11 protein-coding genes are annotated in these 14,906 nt (G+C 56.3%); 5 read left to right on the top strand and 6 right to left on the bottom strand.

Annotated features, from left to right (window positions below):
• Nucleotide 1: 1 nt before the first annotated feature.
• Nucleotides 2-3,682, bottom strand: a complete 3,681-nt coding sequence (locus LOC70_RS15480) for a bifunctional proline dehydrogenase/L-glutamate gamma-semialdehyde dehydrogenase (RefSeq protein ID WP_230254913.1) — start codon at nt 3,680-3,682, stop codon at nt 2-4.
• Nucleotides 3,683-3,839: 157 nt separating this feature from the next.
• On the opposite strand from LOC70_RS15480, the gene LOC70_RS15475 reads away from it, so the two are divergent.
• From LOC70_RS15475 to rsmH, 3 genes are all read left to right on the top strand, one after another.
• A complete protein-coding gene (locus LOC70_RS15475; protein ID WP_230254912.1) occupies nt 3,840-4,232 on the top strand; it encodes an acyl-CoA thioesterase in 393 nt (130 codons plus the stop codon).
• 103 nt (nt 4,233-4,335) lie between these two features.
• On the top strand, nt 4,336-5,382 hold the full coding sequence (locus LOC70_RS15470) for a sugar phosphate isomerase/epimerase family protein (RefSeq protein ID WP_230254911.1): 1,047 nt from the start codon (nt 4,336-4,338) through the stop codon (nt 5,380-5,382).
• Nucleotides 5,379-6,344: a 16S rRNA (cytosine(1402)-N(4))-methyltransferase RsmH gene (gene rsmH, locus LOC70_RS15465; protein WP_315857266.1), complete on the top strand. Its 966-nt coding sequence runs from the start codon at nt 5,379-5,381 to the stop codon at nt 6,342-6,344. The genes LOC70_RS15470 and rsmH overlap by 4 nt, the downstream gene beginning before the upstream one ends.
• Nucleotides 6,345-6,531: 187 nt before the next feature.
• Here the strand turns inward: rsmH and LOC70_RS15460 are convergent, their stop codons facing one another.
• Nucleotides 6,532-7,362 (bottom strand): hypothetical protein, encoded by an 831-nt coding sequence (locus tag LOC70_RS15460; RefSeq protein ID WP_230254910.1) that lies wholly within the window; start codon nt 7,360-7,362, stop codon nt 6,532-6,534.
• Between the two features lie 314 nt (nt 7,363-7,676).
• Between LOC70_RS15460 and LOC70_RS15455 the strand changes: the two genes are divergently transcribed.
• Nucleotides 7,677-9,530: an ATP-binding protein gene (locus LOC70_RS15455; protein WP_230254909.1), complete on the top strand. Its 1,854-nt coding sequence runs from the start codon at nt 7,677-7,679 to the stop codon at nt 9,528-9,530.
• Nucleotides 9,531-9,561: 31 nt separating this feature from the next.
• On the opposite strand, the gene LOC70_RS15450 is transcribed toward LOC70_RS15455, so the two are convergent.
• The 4 genes from LOC70_RS15450 to LOC70_RS15435 all read right to left on the bottom strand — a co-directional run bounded on the left by LOC70_RS15450 (nt 9,562) and on the right by LOC70_RS15435 (nt 13,739).
• Nucleotides 9,562-10,410: a zinc-ribbon domain-containing protein gene (locus tag LOC70_RS15450; RefSeq protein ID WP_230254908.1), complete on the bottom strand. Its 849-nt coding sequence runs from the start codon at nt 10,408-10,410 to the stop codon at nt 9,562-9,564.
• Nucleotides 10,411-10,641: 231 nt separating this feature from the next.
• Nucleotides 10,642-11,634, bottom strand: coding sequence for a DHH family phosphoesterase (locus tag LOC70_RS15445; RefSeq protein WP_230254907.1), 993 nt, complete (start codon nt 11,632-11,634; stop codon nt 10,642-10,644).
• A gap of 15 nt (nt 11,635-11,649) precedes the next feature.
• Nucleotides 11,650-12,609 (bottom strand): bifunctional riboflavin kinase/FAD synthetase, encoded by a 960-nt coding sequence (locus LOC70_RS15440; RefSeq protein ID WP_230254906.1) that lies wholly within the window; start codon nt 12,607-12,609, stop codon nt 11,650-11,652.
• Between the two features lie 146 nt (nt 12,610-12,755).
• Nucleotides 12,756-13,739: an NAD(P)H-hydrate dehydratase gene (locus tag LOC70_RS15435; protein ID WP_230254905.1), complete on the bottom strand. Its 984-nt coding sequence runs from the start codon at nt 13,737-13,739 to the stop codon at nt 12,756-12,758.
• 72 nt (nt 13,740-13,811) lie between these two features.
• On the opposite strand from LOC70_RS15435, the gene LOC70_RS15430 reads away from it, so the two are divergent.
• Complete coding sequence (locus LOC70_RS15430; RefSeq protein ID WP_230254904.1) at nt 13,812-14,873, top strand: potassium channel family protein; 1,062 nt, start codon at nt 13,812-13,814, stop codon at nt 14,871-14,873.
• Nucleotides 14,874-14,906: the final 33 nt, after the last annotated feature.

Raw genomic sequence — 14,906 nt, 5'->3', positions numbered from 1 at the left:
ATCACTCGGCGGGCACTTCGGACTTGAAGTCGGATGCCCGACGTCCCAAGTTGCCGTAGCGGTGATAGTCGTGAGAGATCGATTGTTCATTCAGGTATCTTAAACACTCGATGCGACCGTGATCGACAACGGGTTCGTCAATGACCGTGATGAATTGCTTACCGCAGGCTCGTCGGATCGATTCTTTCGCAGCCGACACCGCTCGCAACCGACTGACGCCGCCTGCTTCAATCCGTTGTTGCAAATCGGTCTCCGACTCTTCGATGGGGTCGATGAGCCCCGGCAACCAATCCGCTGTGCTTTCCAACAATTCGAGTTTCGATTTTTCAATCTCGGGCGACAATGACAAAGTGAATTGGGTCCCCACGCAAACGGCGGCGGAAATAGCAACGATCGCGTCGACCAAACTGTCACCTTTTTCGATGCGAAGAGTCATGCCATCCACCGGCCGGTAGCGACGAATGTTGTCCTGCCCCACCAACTGGAAGGTGTCATGTTCCAAAGAGAAGTCGGTGGCGTTGGCAAAGGCTTGCGAGGTGATCGCACGCTCGATGCGGAAACGTTCGGACTCGCCAAACACTTGGTTGTCGTGATCGCTTCTTTGCATCCAGTCTCGCATCCGATCCAGCTCCGCATGGGACGCGTCCACGTCTTCTTGAATCGGCTGCCATGCTTCTTCGTGCTTCACGCGTGAAAGTGCCAACACGTAGTTGGGCCCGCCGGCTTTGATGCCCGGACCGTACGCCGACAATCCAACACCGCCGAATGGCTGACGCAACACAATCGCACCGGTGGTCGGGCGGTTGATGTAGAGGTTTCCGGCGGGAATCGATTCTCGCCACAGCTTCACTTCACGATCATCCAGACTCTCCAAACCACTAGTCAGACCATATCCGGTTGAACGCACCATCTCGATGGCTTCTTCCAAACGATTGAAACGCATCACTCCCATGACCGGACCGAATAACTCGGTTGTGTGAGTGAAGCTCCCCGGTTGGACGTTCCACTTCACGCCTGGTTTGAAAAGGGTCGGGTTGCCGTCGACGTGCTCAGACATCACCAACCAAGATTCGTCGCTCTCCAATTCCTGAAGCCCCCGACGCAGCTTGTCAGTTGGCGGATCGACCAACGGAGTCACACGCGTGTGCAAGTCCCATGCGGATCCAACCGGCAAACTTCGAACCGCGTCGGCTAACGTTTCTCGAAATTGTGGATCATCGAAGACTTCGTTTTCGAGCAACAGCAACGAAGTCGCACTGCACTTCTGACCGCTGTGACCAAATGCCGAATGCAAGACGTGCTTGATCGCCAAATCGCGATCCGCCATCGCGGTGACGACGGTCACGTTTTTGCCCCCCGTTTCCGCTAACAAGTGCAGGTCGGGGCGTACATCCAACATTCGCTTCGCGGTCGACGTGCCTCCGGTCAAGATGACGGTGTCAACGATTTCATTTTTCACCAACCACTGCTCGGCCACTTCGTCGTCGCAGATCACAAACTGCAATGCATTTTTCGGAACGCCAGCGTCCCAAAATGCTTGGCACATCAACCAAGCGGGTAGCAGCGTTTGCGTTGATGGCTTCAACACCACGGGGTTCCCGGCTGCGATGGACGCGGCGATGCCTCCGCACGCAATGGCCAGTGGAAAGTTCCATGGCGTGATCACAGAAACAACACCGCGGGGCTCGCAAACGATGCCAGCACAATCGTCCCACGCCTTCATCGTCAGCGGATAGAACTCCAAAAAATCGATGGCTTCGCTAACTTCCGGATCAGCTTCCGCGACAGTCTTTCCAGCGCCCGCCACCATGCTGCCAATCCAGTCGCCACGACGCTCGCGAGCAATCTGGGCCACCGAACGCAAAATCTCGTAGCGTTGCTCCACGGACATGTCTGCCGCCCAAGTCGATTCAGCCGCGGCTTTCACCGCCGACTCGACTGCCGGTGAGGTCGCCTTTTTGTAGCGACACGTGACCACGCCGGGACGCGAAACATCATCGGTCGTGAACCATTCCGCTGAGATCCGATCATCTGTTTGCAGTGTCTCGGACTGCAGTGTCTCAGCATCAGGCAAACCGACGATCACCGGAGTCACCTTCACCGAGTCGTCATCGCATTTGGTTTTCCAGCGATCGAGTGTTTCCTGTGCCCATCGCGAATTGTGCGGGAGTGACCAGTCAGTGTCGGGCTCGTTGATAAACTGAGTCCAATGCTTCGCCGCTGGTGGTTGCTGCGGCGGCAGGTGGCGGTTCTGAGTCCGTCGAGGTTGTACCGGCACATCATCGCAATCGAGCAAAGCGTCTTCGAATCGCTGAGCAAGCAATTCGAAATCGGGCGTGCCAGGCTGAAGCCGATAGGCGTGACGAAGAAAGTTTTCCGCCCCCGTGTTCTCATCCAACCGACGAATCAGGTAAGTGATTGCATGTAGAAAATCGGACTTGGTACACGCCGGGGCGTACAACAACATCGACGCATCCCGTTCGGTCAATGCTCGCCGCTGGTGATTGGCCATCCCTTCCAACATCTCGAACTGCACCGCATCGGAAGCTCCCAATCGCTGCGTCCAAAGCATTGCCAATGCCACATCGAACAAGTTGTGTGAAGCGACACCAACACGGATCGTTCCGGCTGCGGCAGCGGTGATCAGTTCCCGCAACATCCGTTTGAAGTTCGCATCGGTGTCATGTTTGTTGGTGTAAGGTGCCTGTGGCCAGCCACCCACCGAAGCATGCACACGCTCCATTTCCAAGTTGGCTCCTTTGACCAATCGAATCGTCAACGGAACCCCGCCGCCCTGCACTCGTTCGGCGGACCACTTGATCAGGTCTCGCATCACCAAGCATGAATCTGGCACGTAAGCTTGCAAAGCAATTCCAGCTTGCACCGAATCCAGATCGTCTCGCTGCAACGTTTCGCGAAGCACATCCGCGGTCAAATACAGATCGCTGTACTCTTCCATGTCCAAATAGACAAACTTGTCCTTCGCTTTGGAGCCATCATCCATGTGGTAGGCGTTCCGGTACAAACGCTCCAAGCGATCGGAGACCATCCGGATGGTGTGCTCGCGTGCCAGCGGAGAGACTTGGCTGTACAGCGTCGTGAGTTTGACCGAGATGCAGTGCACCTCGGGTAGGCGCAACAAATCGTAGAAAGCTTGCGTCCGCTTGCGAGTTTCTTCCTCTCCCAGCAAGGCTTCGCCGAGCAAATTGACGTTCATCGCGACGCCGTGGCTTTGTCGCGAAGCGAGGTGCGGCGTCAACAAGTCAGGTTCGGCCGGCAAAATCACGTTGGCCGTTTCCCGTCGCATTTTTTCTTTGACAAGTGGCACAGCAACGCCTGGCAGGTATTCGCCAAAGGACTGAAAGCCTTTGAGCATCGCCTGTTCCACTGGACTGAAGAACCGTGGGATTCCCTGCAGATCCAGCAGGTGAGTCATTTGGTCAGCGACTCGCGCGGGCGTGTGCGTGCGAAAGGCTTGGTCCGTCATTTCGACCAAGGTCGCCTTGTCCGCATCGTGGCCGATCATACGGTCCAATTCGGATTGCTGTCGCCGTTCTTGTGGCGTCTGCAATTGACGAGACTCACGTAGTAACTCGGCCGCCAATTCAATGGCCTCCGCGGCATCTTGCTTGGGGTCAAACCCCTCCAATGTTGACGACGAGGTGGATTGGAGTTGAGTCAAGACACGATCCTTAGCAAGAGTTTTTCGCGAATGCGAAGTTCTGAAATACACGAGGTTCGCCTAGTTTCCATTGATGGCTAAACTTTCGCGGCTTGCAACCGCCCCGATTCTCGATCGCGTCGCAACGGCATTCAGCCGGGACGCAAAGGCGACAACAATGACGACAGATTTGCCGCAACATGTGTTCCGTTTGCGAGTCCGCTATGACGAATGTGACCCAATGGGTCTGGTCCACCATTCGAATTATCTTCGCTATTTCGAAATTGGGCGAACTGAATTCCTGCGTTCCTCGGGGGGCAGGTATCGCGAAGTCGAAGAGGCTGGTCTATACGTTGTGGTCGTGCACGTTGATTGTCGCTATCGAGCTTCGGCCCGTTATGATGACGAGATCGACATTGTGACCCGGGTGGCCAAAGTCACCGCAGCAAAAATCATCCACGAATATGAGATTCGCCGCGGCGATGAACAACTTGTGCAAGCGACCGTGACTTTGGCGGTGATTGACAAGAACGGTCAATTGCAACGCGTTCCCGAATCGATCATGACCTAGGCCAACTGTACCGAATCAGCTTTTCGAGTCGTTTGTGATTCGTCCCGAATCGCGTTTCGGTGAGTCATTCCACTGCCTTCTGAATTTCCACTGAGTAACTTCCATGCAGCCCGTTCGCCCTACACGCAATCGCCGTGAATTCCTCCGCCAACTTGGTGTCGCGACGGCCTCCGGCTACGCGGCCTGTCTTGCTCACCAAATGAATGCGGCTCCCACCGGGAACGGATCGATGGGGCGGGGCAGGGCGGTTTGGGCCGAGGAGCTTGCACCCGCAGCGACCAATGCGACTGAAAACGAATCAGGCTATCTCAAACAGTCTTTGAAAGCGGGCATGATCCGTATCAAAGATTCCGACGCCGAAAACCCTTGGGTCGCGAAGTTTCGTGCTGCGTTGGACGCTGGATTCGTCGGGGTCGAGCCCAACACGTCGCCTGGATTGGACGTCGATGCAATGGTCGCCGCTTCGAAAGAAACCGGCCTGACGATCGATGGCACCGTCGGTGGTTACCACTGGGCGACGACGCACACCAGTCCCAATGAGGCCACTCGTCAAAAGGCTCAGCAACTGCTCGAACAATCGTTGCAGCAAACGGCGGATCTGGGAGCGAACACTTTCTTGATCGTTCCCGGCCACGGCAAAGACGGAACCGCAGAAGAAGTTCGCAGCCGCGCGTTCGATGCACTCAACCGTGCGATTCCGCTGGCCGAAAAGTTGGGCGTGAAGATCCTGATCGAAAACGTGTGGAATCATTTCCTTTACGACCACGCGGGTGACTCGAATCAGTCGGCCCAAGCTTTGGCTGACTTTGTTGATTCGTTTGATTCACCTTGGATCGGCGTCCAATTCGACTTGGGCAATCACTGGAAGTACGGGGACGTCGCGGAGTGGGTGAAAACCCTCGGTCATCGCATTGGCAAACTGGACATCAAAGGATTCTCTCGCGAGCAGGGACGATTCACCGATGTCACGGAAGGCGACATTGATTGGGCCAGTGTTCGTAGAGCTCTCGGTGAGATCAATTTCCAAGGTTACGTTGCCGCGGAAGTGGGTGGAGGTGATGCCGATCGTTTGAAGAAGATCAACGGTCAGATCGAATCTGCTTTGCATTGCAGCCGCACGCTCCAGCAAATCAAAGCGGAATCCGCGTGAGTTCGCCCGAGTCCTCCGAAGCGAATGGCGAATCAAAGCCCGTAGGCATCGCCGAAACCGAACACGTCAGTGTGATGCCGAATGAAATTGTGCAGTGGGTGCGAGAGATCCGTCCCACCACAATCATTGATGGCACCTACGGAGGCGGCGGTCATACTCGATTGCTGGCGGACGTGCTTGCGTCATCCGATGACACACCAGCCATTCAGCCACGAGTGATCGCGATCGACCGTGACCCGGCGGTGGTCCGGCGTGATGAACAAAAACCTTGGATCGAGGACAATCCGAAGATCGAGTTGTTCCTCGGTAGCTATGAAAGTGCACCGAAAGCTCTCGATGCGTTGGAACTAACCCACGCCGATGCGTTGGTACTCGACCTCGGACTGTCGAGTGATCAACTTGCTGACCGTCATCGTGGGTTCACCTTCACGATCGACGACGCGGAATTGGACTTACGGTTCGATCCGGAAAACGGAGTGCCAGCCTATCGTTGGTTGCAACAACACAGCGAGAAAGAAATCGCCGATGCGATTTACCAATTCGGCGAAGAACGTTTTAGCCGCCGCATCGCGAAACAGATTGTGCTGCGGGCCCGTGAGAAAAATCCGGTGACCAAAGTCGGTGATTTGGTCGAGATATGTCGTCGCTGTGTTCCGCGTTCACGCAATCACGACATCCATCCAGCCACGCGGACGTTTCAAGCCTTGCGAATCGCGGTCAATGATGAACTGGGCGGTCTGACTCGGACATTGGCATCCGCCCCCGACTGGATTGCTCCGGGTGGCCGAGTCGCGATCATCAGCTTTCATTCGTTGGAAGATCGAATCGTCAAAAACGCCTTTCGTGATGACCCGCGATGGGAAGTTCTGACTCGCAAACCCCTGCGTCCCACAGACGAAGAAGTCGAGGCGAACCCACGCAGCCGAAGTGCCAAGCTACGCGTCGCCACGCGGGTCGAGTGAATGCGGCGACTGTTGCAGGTGGGTTTGCAACGTGAACGCGACGGTCTCGGTGGAGGACCACCGAGCTACAATTTCGTTGGACTCGGTGGGGGACTACCTAGCTGTGATTTCGTTGGACTCGGTGGGGGACCACCTAGCTACGGTTTTGTTTGGTTCGGTCGGGACGACCGAGATACAGGTTGGCTGCTCAGTCGCCTCTTGAGATCAACCATCCTTCGGGTGGCGGTGGCAGATCAAACGCTTGGTGGTAATCGCGCTGACGCAATTCGATCCAGACCAAGGTTTCTTCAGCAAGCGACTGATTCACCGGAGACAAAGCAGATCTTCGAACCGCCTCGGTTACATGCTGTTTGGCAAGGGTGAAGTCTTGGCGTGCCGTTGCTGCGACGGCACAATTGATCAATGCCGCAGGGTTCCTTGGATGCTTTTGCAGCACTTCGTTCCAAACCTTTTCCGCCATCGGCCAATTGCCCGATCGAGCCAAGTCGTTTCCGCGGCGAATTGCTCGGGCACCCGGCAATAACTTGGGTGCCGCCAACTTGACTTGTTGTCGGTCGACGTTGGCCGCGAGTAATCGCTTCGTTTCTAGGATCGCTGCTTGGCGAGTTCGTTCAGCAACGTTCGGCAAGAACAACAGATGCGGGTACCGCTGTTGGATCAGTGCTTCATCGATCGTGACCGGCATTCCTGCCGATTCCGCACCGGGCTGCAAACCGGTCAGTCGCCAGGAAACAATCAGTTTGTCTTTGCGGTCTTCGTGTCCGGTGGCCTGCAAGACTTCGCCGTGAAGCAGGTATCGCAGACCTTGTTGACGAGCCGCTGCACTGACGGCCATGTCGCTGGGTTCTTCATCGGTTGCCGAGACCAAACGAATGGTTGCGGTGTCTTGCAATTGATCGGCCGCGATGAATCGCCATCCGTCGAGCTTCTCGGTGAGCAAAGCTTCCTCGATCGGATCCGCCCATTCATCGGGGCCGCTAACCCCCATGAACGCGACGCCGGAGGGTTCGACCTGCATGGATGGCGGTTGCCACACGTGGACGGGCGCTGAGGTGCGGCATCCGCAAACGAACGCCAAAGCGACGCAGCAGACTGCGCAGCGAATGCTCGCACGCAAACGGGAAATCCCAATCGCGACACAGAGTGGCTCGATGATCTTGGCCAAGCCAATCATCCGAAGCGTTTTCTTCCTTGCAAACGTAGCAACCAATCTCGCTGGAATCGCGAGGTTTGCCGACCGTAGCCAAACAGAACGCTTCGCGGCAAGTTATCTTGTGCGTGCTACCTTTGATTGTCCGCCCGTGAAACTCGCTTGCATCCCGCTGTTTTTGTATGGCTTCGTTGTTCGTCATTCGTGGTCGTGACCAGGGAAAGCACTTCCAGCTTTCTCCCGCGGTCACTCGACTGGGCCGAGAATCCAGCAACAACGTCCAATTGCTCGACAACGAAGCCTCCCGAAGCCACGCCGAAATTCGCGGGGACGGCACCGGGCGACGCTACGAATTGGTGGACCTGGGCAGCAGCAATGGGACGCTGGTTAACAATCGAAAAATCACGCGTCATGTCTTGAGCAGCGGCGACCGAATCGAAATTGGTTCAACGCTGCTGATCTTTACCGGAACCGGAAACGTTTCGGCTTTGGATGCCGCCCATGGTGTCGACATTGTTCGGCAAGTCCGCGCAGGCGATGCGAGCAACATTGTTTCGTCGCTTTCACGCGAAGGAGTCGTCTCGCCCTATTCGCGTCGTTCGGATCCCGATCAAGACAGCCGTTCCTCTCGGACGCTACCGCCGCCGATCGCACCACCGATTGATGTGGATGCGACTGACTCATCGCCTTCGTCGGAATCATCTCCAAGTTCATCCAAGCATGCCTCCGGTGACTTTCACGGTCCACCGGTAATCGGACGATTGGACGCGGACCGATCCTTGGAAGTCATGTACCTAACCGCGATTGCGGTGGGACGGACCGATGATTTGGACGAAGTGCTTGATCGAGTTTTAAAGTTGGTGTTCGACTGGGTGGAAGCTGATCGCGGTTGCATCATGCTTCGAGATCCAGAAACCAAACGCTTGACTCCTGCGGCAAGATGCGACCGTGAAAAGGCGAACTCATCGGCGCACCCACGGTCCGACTCGGGGCCTCAAGACCGCATCCAAATCAGCCACACGATTCTGGACTACGTGCTGCAACACAAACAGGGTGTTCGGACCAATGATGCATTGGATGACGAACGGTTTGATTCAGCCGCATCGATTGTTCAGGGCGGTGTTCGAGAAGCCTTGTGTGTGCCGCTGCAAGGCCGATATGAAATCGTCGGCATGTTGTATGTCGATACTTACACTACGCCCGGCGAATTGGTCCGCAAAGGTGGAGCCACACGCTTTCATGACGAACATTTGCGTCTGATCACCGCCGTGGGTCACCAAGCCGCGCTCGCTATCGAAGACACATTCTACTACTCGGCTCTGCTGCAAGGCGAACGATTGGCTGCCATGGGTCAGACAATTGCCACGCTGTCGCATCACATCAAAAACATTTTGCAGGGCGTTCGCGGCGGCAGCTATTTGATCGAAGCTGGTTTGCAGAAAGACGACACCGATGCCATTCGCCGCGGCTGGTCCATTGTGGATCGCAACCAAGAACGCATCAGCAATCTCGTTCTTGACATGCTGACGTTTTCGAAAGAACGCGAACCGGTACTGAAAGACGGCAATTTGAACGAGGTCGTCGGCGATGTGGTTGAACTGATGCAGAGCAGGGCAGGGCAGGGTGAGATTGAACTGAACGCCGAACTGGAACAGAGCCTGCCCATCGCTACCTTCGATGGCGAGGCGATTCACCGTGCGGTGCTGAACTTGGTCACCAACGCCATTGATGCGGCTGAAAAAACAGTTCTCGTCAAAACTTTTTATGATGCGAGCCAAGGCTGGATCGTGGACGTCGAGGACGACGGCGAAGGCGTTCCCGAGGAAGATCGCGAACAGATTTTTTCTTTGTTTGAATCGAAAAAGGGCGCTCGGGGAACCGGTTTGGGCCTGCCGGTCAGTGCCAAGATTTTGCGAGAGCATGGCGGTTCGCTCACCGTTGACGACGCACCGACCGGTGGAGCTCGATTCCGAATGGTCCTGCCAACCACCGGAACCGATATCAACGAACTCTCACGCAGCGAAACGCTGGCCTAGATCCATCCTCGGTCTGACGAACACGTCGACGTTATTTGAGTTGCAGTGACTCAAAGAACTCGGAAGGTTTGTCCAGCGAACTCTCGTTGGACCTCGGTTCACGCTCCCCACCGACGAGATCGCGAATTTCGGAGTAGGGTGAATACATGGTGACAATCAGGTTGCCGTTGTGCGTGAAGATTTCGCAGAGGGATCCCTCCACGCCACCAAAGCCCGTCAGCATCGTTCCCGCGACACCATTCACACCGGAACGCTCCACCGGGTATTGGTCTTTCAAACGTATTCGCATCGCATCGACCAACTCCTCAATGTTCATGTCAGACGAGATGGTCGATGGCAACTTGGCAACCACGAAGGAATACTGCGATCCGGTTTCGCGGCGACGGCCCGCCAACTCATGAACCGTCGTCCCAGGAAACTGCTGCGACTTTTCGCGGCGGTCTTCCCCCGCCGGCATCTTGATCGTGTAGCCATGAAACTTTGCCGTCGTCCATCCGCTGTGGCGGGTTGCCAAGTAACCGACACCCAACAATCCGCCGACGATCAGCACAACGCACATCACCGCGATCCCGGCCAGGATCCCAAGCACCTTCAGTGCATTCTTGCCCGCCGCTTTGTTTTTCTTCTTGGTCGGCTTCGGTGCCTCATACCGTTTGACGGGTCCCGATGGACGAAACACATTGCTGGGCGATTGAGCACTTGGCAACGCATCAAAGTTCGGCAGTCCCGCCGACGGATCTTCCAATACCATCGGTTGCTTCGGTGCCGGCACCGACAGAATCAATTCGCACTTCGGACACTTGATCTTGGTGGCTCCCGCGGTCGCCGGCAATTGCAATGTCGTTTTGCAACGCGGGCAAACGATTCGACGAGATGACATCTGGACCCTCCAACCGATCAAGCGACACGGCCACTCTCCAACGCGAAACCACGCATCCCTTCACGTCCACTTGGCACGTTCATTCGAAGGTTTGGACGACCACCACGCCGGCAATGTTCCCTTGGCCTGATTCCTCTGTTCGATTCCCGAGATCGCGAAGACGGATCGCCGGGAATCCAAACCTTTTTCGCAGAGCAGATTGCAGCTCAGGTGTGTGGAGCGTTTTTCAATCTAGCCGATTGCGACGGCCAGTGCTTCACGCATCACAGGCAGCACTCTTTCCTGGACCTCTTCCAGCGTGCCTTCCAAGAAGGCTCCGGCGGCGGCCTTGTGCCCGCCGCCACCAAATTGTCGAGCCACTTCGTTGCAATCCAATCCGCAGCGACTGCGAAAACTGAGCTTGAACCCGCCTCGCACTTGCCCGACGAAGATGACCGCTGCTTGGGTTCCTCGCACCGCCAACGTCAGATTGATGGCGTCCTCGGTGTCATTGGGTTCCGCACCGCATTGAGCGAAATCTTCTTTGTTGACCCAGGTGTAAACCAACGCGCCGTCCATTTCGGTAACAGTCTTCGAGAGGATCAGACCTCGAAGCTTCAACCGACCCAGCGTGTCACGTTCATACAAGTCGCCATACACCTCGCTGGGCACCACACCGGCGTCCATCAAGCGACCGATCGTTCGATAGGTGTCGGAGGTCACACTTGGAAATCGGAACCATCCCGTGTCAGTGGCGATCGCTGCAAACAAGGGCATCGCCATCGCACGGGTCAGTGGCACATTCAGCGCATCCGCGGCCTGCACCACCAAATGCCCGGTCGCTTCGGATTGATAGTCCTTGTACATCCGAGCCCCAAGATCATCTTCGCCAACATGATGATCCAACACCATCTTGTCCGCTCGCGAAGCACGGATGACATCGCCCATGTCGCCCAGTTGAGCCCAAGCACTGGTGTCGAGAATCATGATGCAATCGGCTTGGACGTCTTCGGGCTCGACGGAATCACCCAGGACCTCGATGTTTCCTGCAGGATCCAAGAACGACAAAGCCGGAGGCGTTCGGTGGGCATTGACAATTCGCACCTCTTTGCCGATCGCACGCAACACTTCCGCCATTCCAAGCTCGCTGCCTAACGCATCACAATCAGGTCGAATGTGACTGACCAAGATGAAGGACTGATAGTGCTGAAGTTGATCAACGAATGCTTTCCAGTTGACTCCCACGAGCGAAACTTTCTTTTAGGAACGTTGAGGCAGAGAAGAAACCGTCTCTCGAACGGTCTGTAAGTCCGATTGCAATTGTTGCTGCAGGGCGGCGGGACTCGCGAATTTTTGAATGCCGCGAATCTGTCGCACCAACGAGAGAGTCAGCATTTTGCCATAAAGATCCGCATCGTAGTCCAACAGATGCGCTTCAATCTTCGTCTCTTTTCGATCGTCAAAGGTCGGGTTGGGACCAATGTGAACCGCAGCGGCAAGCGACTGGCCCTCAATCTTCGCGACCGCGGCATAAACGCCATGCTCTGGGATCAGTGTTGCAACGTCCTCCAAATTTGCCGTAGGGAACCCGAGTTTGCGTCCCCGCTGTTCGCCCTTTCCGACAACGCCCGTCAGTTCGTATCGACTGCCGAGCATTTGGTTGGCCAACTCCAGATCTCCTGAAGCGATCGCCTCCCGAATTCGCGAACTGCTGACCATGCGGTCGTCTTGAACCGACGGCACCACAATCTCGACATCGATGCCACGCTGACCAGCCAATTCTTTCAATCGCGTGGTGTCGCCCGCGCGATCGCGGCCAAAGAAGAAGTTGGGACCTTCGATGATGGCTTTGGCGGCCAGTTGCTCCACCACCAGCCTCTCAAAGAATTCCTCAGCGGTCTGATTCAAAAACTCCTTCGATGCTTTGCACACCAACAACGCATCGACCGATGATTCCGCCATCAATTCGGCTCGGCGGGGCAGGGTGGTCAGTTTCGGCGGTGCTCCGTGTGGACGAAGGACTTCCGCCGGATGCGGGTCCATCACGATCGCGATCGCTTTTCCACCGACGCGGTCCGCATGATGACGAACTCGTTTTAACAAGACGCGATGCCCCAAATGAACACCGTCGAAGTTTCCAATGCTGACCGCACCTCCGCGAAGCGAATTTCGCAGGTCCAAATTTCCCGCAAGTTCGCTGAGGTGAATCAAAGAGGTCATTCAATCGGGGCAGGGCAGGGGAGACAAAAAGCGACAGCAACCGGATAGCCAGCAGTATGCCCGATTGCACGATATTTGGTTAGATCCCCGCGGTTGAACTTGCATGCGATCTCAGCTTCCCGCTTCCGATGCTCCGTTGGCCCGATTCAGTCGCTCGTCATTTCGTCGGCGATGTCGGCCAAGGTTTCCAGCACGTGCAACGCGGTCATCCCGGCGTAGCTGTGGCGGGCGGCGGATTCGTCACCGCTTCGTCCATGCACCCAAACCGCCAACTGGGCGGCCGCCATTGCATCCAGTCCTTGCCCTAGCAGCGATGTCACCACTCCGGTCAGCACATCGCCACAACCGGCGGTCGCCATGCCTGGGTTGCCCGTTGTGTTCTGCCAGACCTGGATCGCCGTGTCATTGGCGTCGCCGGGACTTCGCCCCACCACATGCGATGGTCCGCCTTTCACAACCACGGTGAAGTTCAAACGGCGAACGAGTTCCTCGGCGGCCTCCAACTGAGCCGACACATCTTTGGCAGATGCGTTCGTCAATCGTTGCAACTCACCGGGATGCGGCGTCAGGACACAGGGGGCATCCTCGTCGGATCGAGCAAACTGTTCGTCATCTAACCAGCCTTCCAAGGACAAAACGTTGATCGCATCGGCATCCAACACCAGCGGCAACTTTTTCTGAGACAGCAGGCCTTTGACCAACAAGCGACTTCCTGCCCCGGTTCCCATCCCTGGCCCGCAGCCAACCGCGGACAAGTCCGACAATCGACTTCGCAATTCCGACCACGCCAATTGAGAGAACTCTGAGCTATCGCATGGAAGAGAAATCGTCATCAGCGCAGGATGGAATCCAGCGACGCTCTCAAGAACAGCATCGGGTACCGCAGCGGAAACCAAACCGGATCCAGCATGCAGCGCTGCGATTGAGGACAACGAGATCGAGCCCGCCATCCCTCGCGAGCCACCCACCAACAAAACGCGACCGAAGTTGCCTTTGTGAGCGGATTGTTTTCGGCTGGGCAACTGAACCGGCGGCGGACTGCCGGCCTTGGTCAAAAGCTTGCTCATGATGGACTCGCCCAATTCATTGCGATGGATGGTTTCATCTTTCTCGTGGTGCACGTGCTGCACGGCGTTGTGCCATTCACAGTATCATGACAACACCGCCCTCGGCATTCGCCCTTCTGCAAGAAAACGCTCGCCATGCAGCACACACCGCTTCGTCGAATTCTGCTCGGCCTCGGTGTGTTCTTGCTGATCTGCGCGATCGCCACGGTGGCCTACATTCAAATGGGATGGACCGTCAGCGATGCGATCTACATGGTCGTCATCACGATCTTTGGCGTCGGCTATGGCGAAGTCAAACCGGTCGACACCCCGGCACTACGGACGTTGACCATCGCGATCATTGTGTTTGGCTACAGCGCGGCGATCTACACCGTGGGTGGTTTCATCCAATTTCTGGTCGACGGCGAACTTCAAAGCCTTCTGAGGAACCGCAAAATGAGCCAAGGCATCGCCAGTCTGCGCGGACACACCATCGTCTGCGGCTACGGACGCATGGGAATTCGGGTGGCGGAAGAACTTCAGCAACTGCATCAGCCGTTCGTTGTCATCGATGAGAACCCCGCCCGTGTGGAAGAGGCTCAGCAAGCCGGCATGTTGGCGATGGTTGGCAATGCAACCGACGAGGAAACGTTGCTCAGTGCGGGCATTCACCGCGCTCGTGGTTTGGCCACATTGTTGCCCGATGACGCCGCCAACGCGTTCATTTGTGTGACCGCCCGTGATCTGGCTGATTCCGTTGAAATCGTTTCTCGCGCGGAGAATCATTCGGCTCAAAAGAAGTTGATTCGTTGCGGTGCCAACCATGTGGTGATGGCCGCATCGATTGGTGCCATGCGGGCGACTCAGTTGCTGATTCGTCCCACCGCGTCGGCGGTCCTGGAATCTTACGGACTGTCCCACGGGATCAGTGAAGAGCTATCGGCAATTGGTTTGAGCCTGGAGGAATTGCGTCTGAATAGCAACTCACCTTTGGTGGGCAAACCTCTGGGTGATATTCAGGTGCGAGGCAACCGCGGTTTTCTCATCGTTGGCGTCAAGCGAGGTGAAGCCGAGATCCAAATGAACCCCAGCGGAAGCCTGATCTTGGAAGCCGACGACACCGTGATCGTGGTTGGGCACCAAAACGACATCAACGAATTGTGCATGGCCCACAATGTCCAACGGCAGGAGATGGTTTATCGCGGCGTCAAAAGCTAGCCGCACTTCGACTGCATGATCTGCCATCGAACA

Origin of the sequence: Rhodopirellula halodulae, assembly GCF_020966775.1 — a bacterium.
GTDB lineage: Bacteria > Planctomycetota > Planctomycetia > Pirellulales > Pirellulaceae > Rhodopirellula > Rhodopirellula halodulae.
This window is presented reverse-complemented; position numbering and strand designations above follow the sequence as displayed.

Excerpts from the sequence above, each read along its gene's own strand:
- LOC70_RS15475 (WP_230254912.1), top strand. The coding sequence starts at position 3,840 with ATGACGACAGATTTGCCGCAACATGTGTTCCGTTTGCGAGTCCGCTAT.
- LOC70_RS15470 (WP_230254911.1), top strand. The coding sequence starts at position 4,336 with ATGCAGCCCGTTCGCCCTACACGCAATCGCCGTGAATTCCTCCGCCAA.
- LOC70_RS15460 (WP_230254910.1), bottom strand. The coding sequence starts at position 7,362 with ATGCAGGTCGAACCCTCCGGCGTCGCGTTCATGGGGGTTAGCGGCCCC.
- LOC70_RS15455 (WP_230254909.1), top strand. The coding sequence starts at position 7,677 with ATGGCTTCGTTGTTCGTCATTCGTGGTCGTGACCAGGGAAAGCACTTC.
- LOC70_RS15450 (WP_230254908.1), bottom strand. The coding sequence starts at position 10,410 with ATGTCATCTCGTCGAATCGTTTGCCCGCGTTGCAAAACGACATTGCAA.
- LOC70_RS15440 (WP_230254906.1), bottom strand. The coding sequence starts at position 12,609 with ATGACCTCTTTGATTCACCTCAGCGAACTTGCGGGAAATTTGGACCTG.
- LOC70_RS15430 (WP_230254904.1), top strand. The coding sequence starts at position 13,812 with ATGCAGCACACACCGCTTCGTCGAATTCTGCTCGGCCTCGGTGTGTTC.